Below are 16,214 nucleotides of genomic sequence, written 5' to 3'. Positions count from 1 at the left end.
TCCTCATTTTTTGAATTTAACATTTACGTTAATGCCATAAGTACGGGTGCTTGGCAAGCTGGTACCTTCAATACCGGCATAGTTAATCAGCGGAGAGAAACCAGCTTCCGGATCCACATTGTCTGTATGTTTCATTAACACCAGCAGGTTACGCGCTACCAGGGATATGCCGATGGACTGGAACGGTGTTTTGCCCAGTATGTTGCTGCCGATGGTATAGCCCAGGGTTACCTGGCGCAGCTTAATGAAGCTGGCGTCCAGCACATCCTGTACGGAAATATTGTTGGCCAGGGCCTGGTAGTAGGTTTGCGCTTCAACAGCGGTAGTGTTGGCAGAACCGTCGGCCTTTACACCTGGCGCTGTTACACCGCCTTCACGGCCTGCCAGCGTCATTTTGTTCAAACCACGGTAAATGCTGTAGTGTTCCGTGGCAGACAGCATTTTGTTACCAAACTTGCCATCTACCAGTACAGACAGGTTAAAGTTCTTGTAGCTGAAATCGTTGTTGATACCGCCAAACCAGGTAGGCAGCACGCTGCCGGAAGGGGTAAGCTTACCACGCTGCGGCAAACCGTCGTCGCTTAATACAATCTCGCCTTTATCATTGCGCAGGTAATCATATGCCATTACCTGCGGGCCAGCCATGCCTTTTACGAGGGCGGTATTGGCGTTCAGCGGGCGGTAAGTGCCCAGGGTAAAGGTGGTGTTGCTGTTACCGGGGCCATAGATGTCCAGGATTTTGTTCTTGATATGCGTAGCATTCACCGATACGTTCCAGCTAAAGTTTTTGCTGGTAACAGGTGTGCCGCTCACCATCATTTCCACGCCTTTGTTCTGTGTAGAGCCGGTGCCGATGTAAACCCGGTTCCAGCCGGTAGACCAGCTCTGGTCGCCCTTCAGTATCTCGTTATTGGTTTTGCGTGTAAAGTAAGCTATGTCAAAACCTAAACGGTTATCAAAAAACTTCAGCTCTGTACCTACTTCCACTTCCGTCATGGTAAACGGTTTCAGGAACAGGTTGGGCAGGTCGCCGGTGAAGCTGCCGTAAGAAGTACCGTTTATGGTATTATCTACACTATAATATTGCTGCGTGATATAGTAGTCGCTCGGCTCACCGCTGGCCCTTGCATAGGAAGCACGCAGCTTACCGTAGCTAAGCTTTGTGGAGTGCAGCAGCTCTGAGAAAATAAAGCTGCCGGCAACAGAAGGAATAAAGATACCCCTGTTGGAGCTGGGCAGCGTGGAGTATGTATCATACCTGCCGGTAGTGGTTAAGGTCAGGTAATTTTTATACGCCAGGTCTAAAGAGTAGTAAGCGGAATGCTGCTCCTTGCGGTACAGGGTATTTTCGCGGTTGTAGCTCTTTACGTTGTTATAAGAGTAGAAGTAAGGAATAATGAAATCAGTACCGCTGATGTTCACGTTCTCTTCCCTTCTTTTCCAGGCGCTGGCGCCCAAAGCCAGGTTAAAGTTCAGGTCTTTGGTAATATCATGCTTAATACCAATCAGTCCATCTGCATTCAGGTCGGAGCTGGCGCGGGTGCGCAGGTTGATGGTGCCGCTCAGCGGGTTGCCGCTTACTGCATCTGTTTTCCACTGGTACGCAGTACCCCATGCTTCAATCTGCCACTGGCGGTCGTTGATCTGGTCATAACCTACACGGGCCTGTGCATATATCCAGTCGGTAAGGTCATAGCGCGCAGTAATTGAGGTGATCAGGCGCTTCCTGCTCAGGTCATTATGATACTGGTTAATTACAAACCAGGGATTGGTTACATAAATATCATCTGTAAAAGTTACTTCCTTCCCGGTAACAGGGTCATAACCGGGCGCTAACAGGGCCTGGTTTACGTTGTTGGCCAGGAATGCAATGTTATTTGAGTTATTGGGACCATCACTCAGCTGCGGGCGGTTCTTGGATTGCTCGTCGATATAGTTAGCCATTACATCTATCTTCAGCTTATTGGCTTTTTGCGAAAGATTCAGGTTAACCGTTTTGCGGTCCACGCCACTGTTCCGTACAATAGATTTATTATCCATATTGGAAAGCGACAGGCGGAAGGCGCCGTTTTCATTGCCGCCGGAAACCGCTGCAGTGTTGGTGAAGGTAGGACCGGTACGGTAAAACTTTTCTACATTGTCTTTATAGGCAGTGTAAGCATATTCCTTGCCATCAAACTGTATGGTTTGAGCGCCGTCCAGCTTTTCACCCCAGCTCAGGCGGGTACTGTTCAGCGCTGCATTGGCGTTGGCAGGACGTACGCCTAGCTGCCCCTGGCCATAAACGTATTGGTAATCGGTAAAGTCAATTGCTTTATCCACCGCATAGTTCATATTGTACTCTACCTGCAGGCCGCCTTTTTTACCGCCTTTGGTAGTGATAATGATCACACCATTGGTAGCCCGGCTGCCATACAATGCAGAAGCAGCGGCGCCTTTCAGCACGGTCATGCTTTCAATATCATCCGGGTTCAAGTTGGCAATACCGTCACCGTTATCAGAACCGCCCCATTCACCGGCAGCGCCGCGTTGCGTATTGTCCATCGGCACGCCGTTAATTACAAACAGCGGGCTGCTGGCGTTAAAGCTGGCCATGCCTCTTAATAATATCCTGGCGGAAGATGCAGGACCGCCGCTGGTGCTGCTTACGTTTAACCCTGCCACGCGGCCGGTCAAAGAATAAGCGATGTTGGTTTCGCGCGCCTGCGTCATTACAGCGCCATCTACTTTTGTAACGGCATATCCTACCTTTTTGGATTCGCGGGAAATACCCAATGCGGTTACCACTACTTCGCCCAGTTCAGAGGACGTTTCATCCATCAATAGATCCAGGTTGGTTTCACTGGCCGACACTTCCATTGTTTTAGTACCGTAGCCTACAAGCGAAAGCTGTAACGTAAAAGCACCTACCGGCGCTTTTAAGGTAAAAGAGCCATCACTACCGGTAACGGTAGCCAGGTTCTTTCCCTTTATTTGTACGGTTACTGCCGGAAGCGGCGCTCCCGATTTCGCATCCTTGACAGTACCTGTTAACTGCCTTGTTTGAGCACTGGCTGCCGAGCCAAGCAGCAGCACAATTACCAGCAGACATAGTTGCTTCATCATTTATTGGATTTAGTTTTTGGTTTTATTTAGACATAAAAAGGGCTTCATGCTACAGGGTAGCATGCAGTTATCAGGCATAATATGGCGGTTATGCCACTATGTGTTGCAGTTATGTATTGTTCCTCTGTACATATTACTTGTAGATTTTGGTTTGAGATAGAGAGATGCCATTACACCTCTGAGGGAGGCATGCATTTCCTTTACGTATTTAACGGCTTTCACTTTTGTGAGATGGTCACAAAAATGACTGTTGTTCACTGCTTTTTTTGCGCTGTTTTTTCCTGAATGACAAGATTTTGGTTGTTACTTCATTGTTCCATTATTCATCACATGTTCAATAATGCTGATTGAAATTATAACAAGTCTTTCCAAAGTACGATAACAAGTCTTTTCAAAACGTCCCCCACAATGGAGATTTAACGGAATCACGTGTGGTGTTATAATTATTTACGGCCTACTTCCTTTGCCGAACCTGCCACATAATTAGCATTTATTTTTTTTAAAAACAAGCTTTATTTTATAATTCTTGTGGCAACATTTGACCGCTTAATAAAGATCACATATTCAAACGGGAATGTCTGTAACATTTTGATTGTATTTATTGAGCCAGGCATTAACTTTAGCATATGAGAACAGCCAGCGCTACCGCCATTGGCGCAGCCGCATTACGGGCCGCACACCAGCTGTTAGACGGAGCACCCAAACTGCTGAAGGATGAGGTGATACTACAGCTGCTGGAACCAGGTATTATACAGCATATACAGGAGCACCCGCATCTTTACCAGCTGCCGGAACCGGCCCGCATGCGCACGCATGTGGTGCTGCGCAGCCGGTATACAGAAGATGCGCTGCAGCAGGCCTTTAATAAAGGTATACGCCAGTATATAATATTAGGAGCGGGATTTGATACATTCGCCTACCGGCAACCGGCATGGGCCGCGGACCTGCAGATCTTTGAGGTAGACCATCCCGGCAGCCAGGCGCAGAAACGCGAACGCCTGTCGCAAACCGGCATTGCCTTACCTTCCAACCTTCACTTTGTACCTGTTGATTTTGAAACCGGCAGCCTGCAGGCTGCATTGCAGGAAAGCGCGCTGGATCTTCAGGCGCCCGTATTTATCGGATGGTTAGGAGTACTTACTTACCTGAGCATGGATGCAATAGCAGCTACCCTGAACTGCCTGGGCGCTTTAGCAAAGGGCAGTGAGCTGGTGCTCACATTTTCGCAGCAAAAAAGCGCCGGCTGGTTTTCTGCCCTGGGCCAAAGGGCAGCGGACCTGGGCGAACCATGGATCACACATTTTTCCCCGGAAGCGCTGTCGCAGCTGCTGCAAAAACATGGCTTCACTACAGTATCTTTTTTTACGCCGGAAAAAGCAGCCGGGTACTTTGCCAGCAGAACAGACGGCCTGGAGCCGCCGCGGCGCACCTCTATTGCACACGCCGTTATATAGGCCGCATGGCCCTCAAAATTTTTTCTTACATTAAAGGTGATATTTCCCCTTTTGCTGACACTATTATATAAAACCAATGGTTATGCAGCAACAAGCAGCACAATGGCTAACAGAACTTTACCGGGACACTTTTCCGAAAGTAGCCCGTATCGTGCAGCAACTGGGCGGGGACCTGGAAACAGCCAAAGACCTTTTTCACGACGCCCTGGTCATATACCTGGAAAAACAGCAGCAACAGCAGCTTAACATACAGGTATCGGCCCAGGCCTACCTGGTAGGCATTACCCGGATATTATGGCTGCGCAAGTTCAGGAACGACAGCCGGCAACAGCCGCTGGAAGATTATATTACAGACGCCTATAGCATCCCGGAGGACTTTTATACGCCCGTGCCGGAAAAAACCCGCTCCCTGTTGCAATACCTGCAAACAGCCGGTAAAAAATGCATGCAGCTGCTGCAGGCATTTTACTATGAACAGCGCAGCATGCAGGAAATTGCCCAAACATTTAACTACAGGACCATACACTCGGCCACGGTACAGAAATATAAATGCCTGGAAAAAGTACGCAATCACATTAAAAGCAGCGCTGCTTATGAGGAAGTTGTTGGATGAAGCGCAGCATATTGACCGGTACCTGCTGCGCCGGATGACAGTGGAAGACAAGCTGGTGTTCCAGGCGCAAATGCTTACTAATACCGCGCTGCGGGAGAATGTGCATGCGCAGCAGCAGGCGCACCGGCTGATAACCCTGGCCGGCAGGGCAACCCAACGTGAACAGCTAAACGCTGTTTTCAATAACCTTATAACCACAGATACCACTTTTCAGGCAGCCCTGGCCGCCATTTTCAAATAAACTTTACTGCCATGTTAATACCAACCGTACTGGATAGCACCACGCGTGGTGCCTATGATATCTATAGTTTGCTCTTAAAGGAGCGTATTATTTTCCTGGGTGCTGCTATTGACGACCAGGTGGCCAACCTGGTAGTAGCGCAGCTGTTGTTCCTGGATAGTGAGAACCATTATCCCGTGCGCTTATATATTCATTGCCCCGGCGGCAGCGTGTATGCAGGACTTGCCATTTACGACACCATGAAAATCATGAAGTCGCCTATTTCTACTGTAGCAGTGGGTTTTACCGGCAGCATGGGCACCGTGATATTAACAGCCGGCACCGCAGGCCAGCGCTATGCGCTGCCCAATGCCACTATTCACATGCACCCCACCAGCGGCGGCGCCAAAGGCTATACCGAAGATGTGAGCATTGCCTACCGCGAGCAGGAGCGGCTGCAGAACCGTTTGTTCCACATGATGGGGCAGCACTCTAACCACACCCGCGATGAAATTGAAGAAACTTTCCGGCGTGATAAGTTCATGAATGCAATAGAAGCAAAAAATTTCGGGCTGGTAGATGAGGTGCTGGGCGACGCGGCAGAGCTGCAGCTGCTGGCCAGGTTATCCGGCTAAGCGCGCTTATGTGCAGCTCCTTCCGCCTTATAATCCTTCCGCTCATACAGCAGGATGCCGATAAATCCCAGCAGGATAAAAAAGATATTAAATACCAGGTGCTGGTTCCACGACATTGCCTGCAGCACGCCCCCGCAGGAGCAGGGTATGAAGTCGCTGAACTTCAGGATGGCAATAATGTAAGCCGTAAACATGGTCATAAGGCTGAAGGCTGCATAAAAGCCTATCAGCATCCATCTTGGCACGGTTAGCAGCACCACCAGCACTAATTCAACAGCGGGGATGGCCCAGGCCACCTGGTTGGCAAAAGCCGTTAGCAGGGGCGATTTCCCCAGCTCTGTACTGAACTTTTCATAATCCATCAGCTTGTTAACGCTGGCGTAAATGAACAGCAGAATAAACAGGTAAGCAATAATATCAACAATTGTTTTTCTCTTCATAGGTGATCATTGACCATCTTTCAGGCCATATAAATATACTAATAATCATGCACCCGTTAAAACCAGATTAACGATTGCATTAACAAATCATTACCTGATAAAACCATTAAAACAGTGAAATTCACAGTGAGGAATTATATATGCATGTTTCGCATTCATGCGGAAAAAAACCGGATTTTCCTGTCCGGTTTTTTTTATGCCTGTACCCGCCCGTTTCCATGCCCATTTTGTACATTAGTGATGGAATGCTTTATCCCGTTCACCTCCTAGTACCGCGTATATGGAAATAAAAGTTATACCTGTTGCGCTGGCGGATATTGAACCCCTGCGCAGCATATTCCTCCACGAAAGCAATTTTCAGTTCATTTATAACAAGTGCCACCTGTACGACTGGGCAGATACTTACCTGTGCCAGGTAAACGGGCAAAAAGCCGGCTATGCGGCCATCTGGGGCCAAAGCCGCCGGGAAGACCGGGACGCTGTTTTTGAATTTTACATGCTGCCGCCCTTCCGCGCGCTGGCCAATTTAATGTTCCCTGAATTACAAACTGTTTCCGGCGCCACGTTCATAGAATGCCAGAGTAACGATACCCTGCTGGCAGCCATGCTGTATGAATACGGGCATTCCATCCAGGCAGAAGCCATTCTTTTTGAAGAACATTACACCACGCATCTGCACCTGCCAGGGGTTGTTTTTCGCCGTAAACTGGTTACAGAACCCAACATCTACAACGCGGGCGGCTACATACTGGAGCTGGATGGTGAGGAGGTGGCAGACGGCGGGTTAATGCTGAACTATAACCTGCCCTATGCAGATATATACATGAACGTAAAAGAAGGCTTCCGGCAAAAAGGCCTGGGCAGCCTGATGGTGCAGGAGCTTAAAAAGGAAGCTTACCTTATGGGCCGGGTGCCGGCCGCCCGGTGCAATATTAAAAACCAGGCTTCCAAAGCTACTTTGCAGAAAGCCGGCTTAAAGCCCTGCGGCTTTATACTGAAAGGCGCGCTGCATTGATTTAACTGCCATCTATCCCACTCCCGCAAACCGGTACAAACAATGCCTATCTCAGACACCGCAGCGCTGATGATCGGCACATTGCCTGCCCATTCGCAGCAAATGCCGCCGGTAGTAAACGCTACATCGGGTATATACACGAACCGGCTTTTGACCGGTTCGCGTAATAATACCAGCAGGCGCTAATGTTCATCTGCCCCAATATCAACACGGGCGTTTTTAACCCTGCTTTCCCCGTCAATATCATATTCATCTGTAGCTGCAGCAAATGAAGGATCGCCGGCATTAATGCACGGTGAGCCCGCAGCCAAATGTAAATTGGCAGCGCTTACAAAAGAGGGGCTGCCGTATGAAGCATGGCTGTCAAGCCCTGTGGCGGCCTGGTAGGCCGATAAAGCCGTATAAGTGGCGCTGCCGAACCAATCAAATGTAATAACGCCTGCGCTGCCGGAGGCAGAATAATAACGGTTATAATCTATAGTAAGATTGGTGGCTGTATATCCCGCCCCGCCAATAATAGCAATATTACCGGCCGGCTGTATAATGTTGTTCCGTATATCCAGCGAATTGGCGTTTTGTATGATAATTTCTCCCAGCCAAACGCCGTTGGGATAATTATGATAAAAAGTATTATTAATAATTTTTGAATAGGCCACCTGGCTGCCTGCCGCATTGGAGCCCGCGTAAATACCGCCGTCTTCATTATTATAAACAAAGTTGCTGCGTACATTAATTCCTTCTGCCGTATAGCCGCTGTTTTCGCATCCTATTGAAATGCCAACGGAATTTTCATAGCAGGTATTGCCTTCCACATTTATCCATTTAGCGCCATCTACATATATACCGGCATTAACAGACGCCGGCGATTTGCATTTATATACTGTGTTGTGCTTAATATTACCGTTACGGGCCATGTTAACATTGGCCGGCGCGCCCGTCCAGGCGTAATGGCCGGCAGCCACAATGCCTATATTCCTCACATGATGGATAACATTGTATTCCACAAGAAAGTTGTTAATATTACCATTCAGCGTCATGGCTTCACTATAACCGGTATTGCAGCTATATATCTCGTTACTGCCAAAATAAATATTTTCGTAGGGGGCCGCCAGTGACCCTACAATAACCAGGGGGTTGGCGTTATTGGTGGAAGCAGGAATGGCTGTGGAGTCGGCGGTCCACCCGATATTATACAGCTTGCAGGAGGTAATTTTCACATCCGTTCCGGAGCCCACAATATAAATGCCGCAGGCATCGGCCCTGATATTATTGGCGATCCGGATGTTGGATATGCGGATATGGCTTTTACTGTTTACAGCTATCATAGCCGTTTGGCCGCTGTTACTGGCATTTTCACCATCTACTGTCACAATACCGCCATTATAGTTGGTAAGCGTAAGCGGCTCGGTATCGGACGCGCCGGAGCTTGGCCAGTACAGCCTTTCGTGGTAAGTGCCGGCCGCTACATAAATAGTGCAGTAAGCGCCATCTGTTGTTTTGTTCAATGCCGCCTGGATAGTTTTCAACGCAACAGATGCAGTAGTGCCGCTATTGGCGTCATTACCGGTACTGCCGTTCACATAATAATTGGTTACTGTGGCGGTAACTTTTTCGTGGTTTAACAGGCCGTTTAATACAGTGCGCTCTTTTTTACAGGCTGTCAGGGTAAACAAGGCAACAGCCCATGCCACAGGAATACATACTTTCATGGTTGTTAATTTTGGGTGGTCAGATAAGGGTTTCACACTAAAGACGGTTGAAATAAACAGAAGGACCGCGCCGGTGAAAAATAGTTGGGCATGAAAATTTTCAGGACCTTTGTAAGGTAAACCCCAAAAAGTCATGTATATGTTCAGGGCGCAAAATTACCGGCCGGTAGGTTTGCTTCACAGCTACGTACTTTCTTATCAAATCCTGGAAAGCGATTTCCGGGAGCATGAAAGCAGGGAAATAACGGTATTGCCGCATCTTGCACAAAAACTCATTTTCCACCTGGGACCCGGTAAAACAATGTATGATATTACCAACCACGAATACCTGGCAGTAAATGCGGTTACAGGCGCGGGCGATAAAGTATCCGGTTTCCGGCTGGAAGGCGCTGCCACGCAGCTTGTTGCCAACCTCAAACCGGGTGGGTGGTTCGGGCTTTTCAGAATATCGCCGCGCCATCTTTGCAACCGGAGTGCCGACCTATCTGTCATACTCGGCCCTCATGCCGAAGAAACCGGGAAGCGGATCAGGGGCTGCGCCAACATGGAGCAACAGGTAGATATATTACAATCTTACCTGCTGAAGCAATTATCTGAACATAAAAAATCTACCCGGAATATTGATGAGGCCATCCGTATAATCTTTGCAGCAAATGGTAATATTACCATACGGCAGCTGGAGTTGGCCGTATACCTTACCAAACGAACACTGGAACGGGCTTTCCTGGAGCAAACCGGGTTACATCTTAAAACGTTCTGCCGTATTGTGCGCTTCAGGAAAGCAATAGCATACCTGCAAAGGGAGCGCTGGCCAAAATGGAGTGTGCTGGCGCAAAAGGCCGGGTACAGTGATCAAACACATTTTATTAATGAATTCCGGCACTTTGCCGGCTGCCTGCCGCATGAATTTTCTACCGTTATAAGTGATATGGAACAGGTTTGGTCCATGTAAATTTTGTCACTTTTATCCGATAACACGGTATTTTATTTTCCTACATTCATGCTCTCTCTCAAAGCTTTTTTTGGCCTTCTCCCGTGAGTTCCCCATCCCTTTTCAATAAATTAAAACTACAGGGAAATGAATACTTCATCCAATCGCCGCGACTTTATCGGGAAGGTAATTACAGGAGCCGCCATCCTGGGCCTGCCATCTTTTTCTCCGTTAGGCATGCAGCCGGTTCTGGGGCAGGAAGGCATGAAAATCAGTACAGACGATCCCGAAGCCTGGCTGAATAAGATTACCGGAAAGCATAGGATAGTGCTGGATGTTACCCGTCCTCATGAAATCTTCCCTTTTGCCTGGGCAAAGGTATTTTTGATGACCAACCAGGCTACAGATGCAACAGAGAACAATTGCTGCGTAGTAGTGGTATTGCGGCATGAGGCCATTCCTTACGCCATGAAGGATAATTTGTGGGAAAAATACAAGTTCGGAGAACTGTTTAAGGTGGATGATCCCAAAACCAAGGCGCCTGCCACGCGTAATCCTTTCTGGATGCCCAAGCCGGGCGATTTTTCAGTGCCGGGTATCGGCAATGTGGAAATAGGTATCAATGAACTGCAGTCAAGTGGTGTGCTGTTCGGGGTTTGCAATATGGCAATTACAGTATACAGCGCTGTGGTGGCCCAGAAAACATCCGCTGATCCGCAAATGGTGAAACAGGAGTGGATTGATGGTTTGCTGCCGGGCATGCAACCCGTTCCTTCCGGTATGTGGGCTATTGGCCGTGCGCAGGAAAGGAATTGCGGCTACTGCTTTACAGGATGAAATTTTTCAGCAGATCGCCGGCATTCATAACAGGCTTACCGGCAGTTTTATTATTAGCAGCTGCGGGCTGGTATTATTTCTACCCCGCAGGTCTGCGGCCGGCCCGTCTTTGGCTTGCGCCCGATACAGCAACCATTCCTTACACCACAGAGGGAGAGCTGATCAGGTATGGAAGATCGCTCGTTGCGCATACGGCGGTGTACCTTGGGCCCAAAGGCCGTGTAGCCCGCATCAGCAATGGTATGAACTGCCAGAACTGCCACCTGGCAGCCGGTACCCGGCCATGGGGTAATAACTATGGAAGCACTGCTTCCACCTATCCTAAGTTCAGGGCAAGAAGCGGCGCAACTGAAACAATAGAAAAAAGAGTGAACGACTGCATCACACGAAGCCTGAACGGCGCCGCGCTTGACAGCAACAGCAGGGAGCTGCGGGCTATCGTGTCATACATCCGGTGGCTGGGCAAAGATTTGCCCAAAGGATATAAAGCACCGGGCAGCGGCATCCGGGAGCTGGTATATCTTCCCAAAGCTGCCGATACAATAAAAGGAAGAATAGTATTTGAACAAAAGTGCCAGCGGTGTCACGGGCCCAATGGTGCAGGCCAGCTTAACCGTGATGGCATTGAATACCGTTATCCTCCCTTGTGGGGTAAAAACAGCTATAACACAGGTGCGGGGCTGTACAGGATATCGCGCTTTGCAGGATATGTGAAGTATAATATGCCGCAGGGCGCCGGCTATAATAACATACAGCTCACAGATGAAGAAGCATGGAATGTGGCGGCATTTGTAAACTCGCAACCCCGCCCGGTCAAAGCCTTTCCGCTGGACTGGCCCAATATCAACACCAAACCGCCTGATCATCCTTTCGGTCCATTCAGCGACACCTTCCCTGCAAAGCAGCATAAATACGGGCCATTCGGACCAATTGCCCGTGAACATAAACAATAACTTCCAAAAAATATTATTATGAAAAAGCGGTTCTTGCTCCTGGTGTTTTTACTGGCAAATATATACTGCTATGCACAGGACGATTATAAGGTTGTTTTTGATATTACCAGTAAAGACCCGGAAGATTATAACACGATCATACGCCAGGTAACTGCCATTTCAAAAAGCAACCCCGCAGCCCAGCTGGAAGTAGCTGTATACGGGGAAGCGCTGGATATGGTGCTGAAAAATAAATCAACCATAGCGCCCGCGCTCACTGAGCTGATCAACCAAAAAAAGACAACCGTAAAAGTATGCGGCTTTACTATGAAAAGAAATAACAAGGATGCCAGCCAGCTGCTTCCGGGTGTGGAGATTGTGCCCGATGCTATTTATGAGATCATTTCCAAACAACGTGAAGGCTGGGGATATATAAAGGTAGCGCACTAACATAAACGTGTATACGCCTATACCGCAACCCGGGTCTTTTAAGGAAAGACCCTTCCTGTGTTACCCCTGCATGTACCCCTCTTTGTTTTTCCCGATTGCGTAATTCTATTTCCCGATTGCGTAAACCCAACGCCCTGCCATCCGTGTATTTTTGAGCAATTTTTTGCCAGGAAGCTACTTATAACAAGGGAAAGTGCAGTATTTCCCCCAATTTATTTTGATGAACAATTGTTTTGTGCGCTTTAGTAAACACTGCCTGCTGTTTTTGTGCCTGTTTATCCCGCAAACGCTGTTTCCGCAAGGCCGGCAGGAAAATGCAACACTCAGCGGAGCTGTGTCGGACGCCGCGGGCAAGGCCTTGAGCGGTGTTTCCGTTACCATTAACGAACTACACAGGAATACGATTACCGGGGAAGATGGTAGTTTCCTGTTCAGGAACCTGCCCGCAGGTACCTACTCGGTAGGCATAACATATATCGGCTACAAACAGGTTGTAAAAAAAGTGACTGTTCAAAGCAACAATACTACCAGGCTGGCCTTCAGGCTGGAAGAAGATATAAACCATCTTAACAGTGTTACCGTACAGGGAAAAAGCGCCACCCGGCAGGCCAGGGAACAAACGATCAAGGCAGAAGTTGTTGATACCCGCGCCATACAGCACCAGCCCTCATCATTAATAGAGGTCATGAACCGCTCTGCCGGTGTAAGAATACGGCAAACCGGCGGCCTGGGCTCCGCGGCCAGCCTTATGTTAAACGGGTTCCAGGATAAAGCCATCAAATATTTCAAAGACGGCATTCCTATGGATTACCTGGGCGCCGGCTATGACATTACGCTGGTGCCGGTGAATATGCTGGTGCGCGTGGAGATCTATAAAGGAGTGATGCCGGCCGCCCTGGGAGCCGATGCGCTGGGCGGCGGCGTGAACATGGTTACCAAAAAACCCTTTGCAAAATACCTCGATGCGGCTTACGAAATAGCTTCCTTTAACACACACCGTGTATCTTTAAACGGTTTTTATAACGATACCGCCCGGAAAATATTTGTGGGCGCCGATGCATTTTTCAATTACTCCCGTAATAACTATGAAGTAACCGCCCCGGTTGATCATAACGGCACGCTGGTAGATGAAAAGGTAAAGCTGTTCCATAGCAGGTTCAGTAATTTTTATACAGAAGTGTACGGCGGCTGGATGAATACCCGCTGGGCCGACGAGCTGCGGATTGGCGTAACCGGCTTTCTCATAAACCGGCAAAACCAGTTCGGCGCTTCTATGAAAGATGTTTTTGGCGCAGCCGCTAACAAACAATATGCAGTGATCCCTACCTTGCGGTACCGCAAACACCTTTTTAATAATAAATTGTTTGTTGACCAGTTTTTCGTAGCCAATACAGTACACAGCCGGCAAACAGATACGGCAAGGGGGAAATATGACTGGTATGGCAATTTTACGCCGGATAACAGCAGGGTAGGTGAAATTACCCGACAGGGCACGTTATCGGATATACGTTTTTCTTACTTCACCTCCAGGACTAACCTTTCCTGGCAGCTGAATGCAGCCAACAAGCTGGAGCTGAATGCGGTGTTCTCCTCCATGGGCAGGGAGGGCAGCGATCCTTACGGCGCTAAGCTAAGAGGGTCCGGCACTGATATACTTACCCTGCCTGCGCATTACAAAAAGCTGGTAACCGCGCTGGGGCTCGAAACCCGCCTGGCCGGCAACATGCTGGTGAATAACCTGGTCGTGAAATATTATTACTACCAGGTAAACGCTACCGATGGGGATTATGCCGGTAATGAGCAGCGTTATGCCACCAGCGGCAGTCGCATGGGCGTGGCGGAAGCCATTAAGTTCAATGTATCTCCCTATGCTTTCTTCCGCCTGTCGGGCGAAGCTGCCACCCGCCTGCCCGAACAAACCGAAATTTTTGGCGATGGCAACTTTCAGCTGTCCAACTTTGCGCTCAAGCCTGAAAGAAGCCTCAATTTTAACCTGGGGTACCGCATAGAAAAACCGCAACACTATGCGGTTGAAGCCAACAGCTTTTACCGCATTACCAGGGATATGATCCTGAATGTGCCCACCAACCTGATATTCCTGCAACACCAGAATATACAGAATGTGAAAGGCATTGGCCTGGAAACAGATGCTACGGTAAACATCTTCCGCTGGCTGAAGGCTAATGGCAATTTTACCTACCAGGATTTTCGCCTGTTCAATACCGGCTTTGCCACTACAGAAGGCGCAAGGCTGCGGAATACACCTTATTTCTTCGCTAACCTGGGACTGAACGGCTATCTTTCTCATGTTGTCTCCCGCTGCGATAAGCTGCAGGTGTACTGGTTCTATACTTTTGTACGCCAGTATTATCTCAGCGACATACCAAAAGACATGGAGCCGGACGGCTTTTTAGGGCTGTGGGGCAAAGCAGGTTTTGACGCGCCCAATATTATCCCGTCGCAGCAGCTGCATACTGCAGGCTTTACGTATTATCCTTTTAACGAGCGCTTGTCCATCGGCTTCCAGGTAAAGAACATTTTTAACAAGGCAGTGTATGACAACTTCCGCATACAGAATGCCGGCAGAAGCCTGCATCTGAAAGTGGGTTATTTATTCAGGTAAAAAACATCATCCTTAACAGATAAAAAAATGAAAAAAGTATTTCTACTATCTGCAATGGCCGGTATTATGGGCGCAACCCTGTTATCGTCCTGCAGCAAAAGCGATAACGACAACCCGGGTCCCGGAAACGGCGGTGAAAAGAACGGCACCTATGTAATGATAACCGCCAGTGAAAAATGGGGCGCCGGCTACATCGGCGCATTCAGCGGATTGCCTTCCGGTGACGTGAGCAATATTGGCAGCAAATCACTGCAGGTGGCAAATGTTTTTGGTATAAGGTCTTACAAGAGCTGGGTGTTTACACGCAGCAGTACAGCCGGCGATGCCGGCCTGCAGAAATATACCGTTAATACAAACGGCGGCATTACAGATGGTGGGTTTATAAGCGGCGCTGCACAGTACCTGGTAGTGGACGATCATACCGGCTACTACCAGGATGAGAACAGGGGCTTGCTGAAGCTGCAAACCTTTGACCCGTCTACCATGAAACGTACCGGTGAGCTGGATTTCTCATCGCTGCAAAAAGCCGGCGTGGAGTATGAGGTGATCGGCAAACATATACTGGCGGCCAAAGAAGGTAAGCTGTATGCCAGCATTACCTATGGTAAAACAGCTACCGCCGGCTATGGCGACGACCTTTATAATAACGTGCAGTTTGCGGTGATTGATATTGCCACCGGCCAGCTGGAAAAAACCATCCAGTACGATGGTATAAAAGGCATTGGATGGGGCTCTTCTGCCAATAAGTTCTGGACTGCCGGTGACGATGGCGCCCTGTATTTCTACAGCTCCGGTTTCAGCAACGGCATTACTAATTCTGCTATTATCCGCATTAAAGCCGGTGAAACTGATTTTGACAAAACCTGGATTATTAAGGCCGACGATTACCAGCAAGGCAGCACCTTTGCCACGGCCCTGGTAAAAGGCGGCAAGCTATATACCGAGCTTTCATCTGTACCTATGAAGTCAGACTTCTCTAACCTGGAGGATATTGTGTATGATTATTACGCCATTGACCTGGCCACCAAACAACACACTAAAATAGCCGGCATGCCGCAAACCCATTATGTTTGGGCCAATGACCAGGGCATTATAGAAATAGACGGCACCATCTATTTCTGGGTGGAAAACCCCGGCCAGAAAATAGCAGGCTATTATGCACTGAACGGCAATACCGCCACACAGGCATTTAATGTTAAAGACGGCGGTTTCCTGTGGGGCTTTGTAAAGCTCCAATAAGGCAATACCAC

The 16,214-nt window shown here is 48.7% G+C and carries 14 protein-coding genes; 11 read left to right on the top strand and 3 right to left on the bottom strand.

The window, feature by feature from the left end; all coding sequences use genetic code 11:
• Nucleotides 1-3: 3 nt before the first annotated feature.
• Complete coding sequence (locus VFS25_RS02565) at nucleotides 4-3,105, bottom strand: SusC/RagA family TonB-linked outer membrane protein (protein WP_326460545.1); 3,102 nt, start codon at nucleotides 3,103-3,105, stop codon at nucleotides 4-6.
• 626 nt (nucleotides 3,106-3,731) lie between these two features.
• Here VFS25_RS02565 and VFS25_RS02560 point away from each other — a divergent pair.
• The 4 genes from VFS25_RS02560 to VFS25_RS02545 all read left to right on the top strand — a co-directional run bounded on the left by VFS25_RS02560 (nucleotide 3,732) and on the right by VFS25_RS02545 (nucleotide 6,027).
• On the top strand, nucleotides 3,732-4,559 hold the full coding sequence (locus VFS25_RS02560; protein ID WP_326460544.1) for an SAM-dependent methyltransferase: 828 nt from the start codon (nucleotides 3,732-3,734) through the stop codon (nucleotides 4,557-4,559).
• An 82-nt stretch (nucleotides 4,560-4,641) separates the two neighbouring features.
• Nucleotides 4,642-5,172 (top strand): sigma-70 family RNA polymerase sigma factor, encoded by a 531-nt coding sequence (locus VFS25_RS02555; RefSeq protein WP_326460543.1) that lies wholly within the window; start codon nucleotides 4,642-4,644, stop codon nucleotides 5,170-5,172.
• Nucleotides 5,153-5,413, top strand: a complete 261-nt coding sequence (locus VFS25_RS02550) for a hypothetical protein (protein WP_326460542.1) — start codon at nucleotides 5,153-5,155, stop codon at nucleotides 5,411-5,413. Before VFS25_RS02555 ends, VFS25_RS02550 begins: the two co-directional genes overlap by 20 nt.
• 11 nt (nucleotides 5,414-5,424) lie before the next feature.
• On the top strand, nucleotides 5,425-6,027 hold the full coding sequence (locus VFS25_RS02545) for a ClpP family protease (RefSeq protein WP_326460541.1): 603 nt from the start codon (nucleotides 5,425-5,427) through the stop codon (nucleotides 6,025-6,027).
• On the opposite strand, the gene VFS25_RS02540 is transcribed toward VFS25_RS02545, so the two are convergent.
• The gene (locus VFS25_RS02540) at nucleotides 6,024-6,467 is read right to left on the bottom strand and encodes a MauE/DoxX family redox-associated membrane protein (protein WP_326460540.1); all 444 of its coding nucleotides are present in this window, start codon (nucleotides 6,465-6,467) and stop codon (nucleotides 6,024-6,026) included. The two genes, VFS25_RS02545 and VFS25_RS02540, sit on opposite strands and share 4 nt — an antisense overlap.
• 280 nt (nucleotides 6,468-6,747) lie before the next feature.
• Here VFS25_RS02540 and VFS25_RS02535 point away from each other — a divergent pair, with 280 nt between their 5' ends.
• The gene (locus tag VFS25_RS02535; RefSeq protein WP_326460539.1) at nucleotides 6,748-7,482 is read left to right on the top strand and encodes an N-acetyltransferase; all 735 of its coding nucleotides are present in this window, start codon (nucleotides 6,748-6,750) and stop codon (nucleotides 7,480-7,482) included.
• 182 nt (nucleotides 7,483-7,664) lie between these two features.
• On the opposite strand, the gene VFS25_RS02530 is transcribed toward VFS25_RS02535, so the two are convergent.
• Nucleotides 7,665-9,191, bottom strand: a complete 1,527-nt coding sequence (locus tag VFS25_RS02530) for a choice-of-anchor Q domain-containing protein (RefSeq protein WP_326460538.1) — start codon at nucleotides 9,189-9,191, stop codon at nucleotides 7,665-7,667.
• Between the two features lie 139 nt (nucleotides 9,192-9,330).
• Here VFS25_RS02530 and VFS25_RS02525 point away from each other — a divergent pair, with 139 nt between their 5' ends.
• The 6 genes from VFS25_RS02525 to VFS25_RS02500 all read left to right on the top strand — a co-directional run bounded on the left by VFS25_RS02525 (nucleotide 9,331) and on the right by VFS25_RS02500 (nucleotide 16,203).
• Nucleotides 9,331-10,143: an AraC family transcriptional regulator gene (locus VFS25_RS02525; protein WP_326460537.1), complete on the top strand. Its 813-nt coding sequence runs from the start codon at nucleotides 9,331-9,333 to the stop codon at nucleotides 10,141-10,143.
• 126 nt (nucleotides 10,144-10,269) lie between these two features.
• Nucleotides 10,270-10,959, top strand: coding sequence for a hypothetical protein (locus VFS25_RS02520; protein ID WP_326460536.1), 690 nt, complete (start codon nucleotides 10,270-10,272; stop codon nucleotides 10,957-10,959).
• Entirely contained in the window at nucleotides 10,956-11,912 is a 957-nt protein-coding gene (locus tag VFS25_RS02515; RefSeq protein WP_326460535.1) for a c-type cytochrome, read from the top strand. The genes VFS25_RS02520 and VFS25_RS02515 overlap by 4 nt, the downstream gene beginning before the upstream one ends.
• Nucleotides 11,913-11,930: 18 nt before the next feature.
• Nucleotides 11,931-12,341: a DsrE family protein gene (locus VFS25_RS02510; RefSeq protein ID WP_326460534.1), complete on the top strand. Its 411-nt coding sequence runs from the start codon at nucleotides 11,931-11,933 to the stop codon at nucleotides 12,339-12,341.
• A gap of 220 nt (nucleotides 12,342-12,561) precedes the next feature.
• Nucleotides 12,562-14,964, top strand: coding sequence for a TonB-dependent receptor (locus tag VFS25_RS02505; RefSeq protein WP_326460533.1), 2,403 nt, complete (start codon nucleotides 12,562-12,564; stop codon nucleotides 14,962-14,964).
• A gap of 27 nt (nucleotides 14,965-14,991) precedes the next feature.
• Nucleotides 14,992-16,203 carry a hypothetical protein gene (locus tag VFS25_RS02500; RefSeq protein ID WP_326460532.1) on the top strand — a complete coding sequence of 404 codons (1,212 nt, stop codon included), beginning with the start codon at nucleotides 14,992-14,994 and terminating at the stop codon, nucleotides 16,201-16,203.
• Nucleotides 16,204-16,214 lie beyond the last annotated feature (11 nt).

Source organism: Chitinophaga sp. (genome assembly GCF_035761305.1).
GTDB lineage: Bacteria > Bacteroidota > Bacteroidia > Chitinophagales > Chitinophagaceae > Chitinophaga.
Note: the sequence above shows the minus strand (reverse complement) of the source record. Positions and strands in the feature narration are given on the sequence as shown.

What these genes read in the sequence shown, in the direction of transcription:
- VFS25_RS02555 (WP_326460543.1), top strand. Translation starts at nt 4,642, where the DNA reads ATGCAGCAACAAGCAGCACAATGGCTAACAGAACTTTACCGGGACACT.
- VFS25_RS02520 (WP_326460536.1), top strand. Translation starts at nt 10,270, where the DNA reads ATGAATACTTCATCCAATCGCCGCGACTTTATCGGGAAGGTAATTACA.
- VFS25_RS02500 (WP_326460532.1), top strand. Translation starts at nt 14,992, where the DNA reads ATGAAAAAAGTATTTCTACTATCTGCAATGGCCGGTATTATGGGCGCA.
- VFS25_RS02530 (WP_326460538.1), bottom strand. Translation starts at nt 9,191, where the DNA reads ATGAAAGTATGTATTCCTGTGGCATGGGCTGTTGCCTTGTTTACCCTG.
- VFS25_RS02565 (WP_326460545.1), bottom strand. Translation starts at nt 3,105, where the DNA reads ATGATGAAGCAACTATGTCTGCTGGTAATTGTGCTGCTGCTTGGCTCG.
- VFS25_RS02510 (WP_326460534.1), top strand. Translation starts at nt 11,931, where the DNA reads ATGAAAAAGCGGTTCTTGCTCCTGGTGTTTTTACTGGCAAATATATAC.
- VFS25_RS02535 (WP_326460539.1), top strand. Translation starts at nt 6,748, where the DNA reads ATGGAAATAAAAGTTATACCTGTTGCGCTGGCGGATATTGAACCCCTG.
- VFS25_RS02515 (WP_326460535.1), top strand. Translation starts at nt 10,956, where the DNA reads ATGAAATTTTTCAGCAGATCGCCGGCATTCATAACAGGCTTACCGGCA.
- VFS25_RS02525 (WP_326460537.1), top strand. Translation starts at nt 9,331, where the DNA reads ATGTTCAGGGCGCAAAATTACCGGCCGGTAGGTTTGCTTCACAGCTAC.
- VFS25_RS02505 (WP_326460533.1), top strand. Translation starts at nt 12,562, where the DNA reads ATGAACAATTGTTTTGTGCGCTTTAGTAAACACTGCCTGCTGTTTTTG.
- VFS25_RS02560 (WP_326460544.1), top strand. Translation starts at nt 3,732, where the DNA reads ATGAGAACAGCCAGCGCTACCGCCATTGGCGCAGCCGCATTACGGGCC.
- VFS25_RS02550 (WP_326460542.1), top strand. Translation starts at nt 5,153, where the DNA reads ATGAGGAAGTTGTTGGATGAAGCGCAGCATATTGACCGGTACCTGCTG.
- VFS25_RS02540 (WP_326460540.1), bottom strand. Translation starts at nt 6,467, where the DNA reads ATGAAGAGAAAAACAATTGTTGATATTATTGCTTACCTGTTTATTCTG.
- VFS25_RS02545 (WP_326460541.1), top strand. Translation starts at nt 5,425, where the DNA reads ATGTTAATACCAACCGTACTGGATAGCACCACGCGTGGTGCCTATGAT.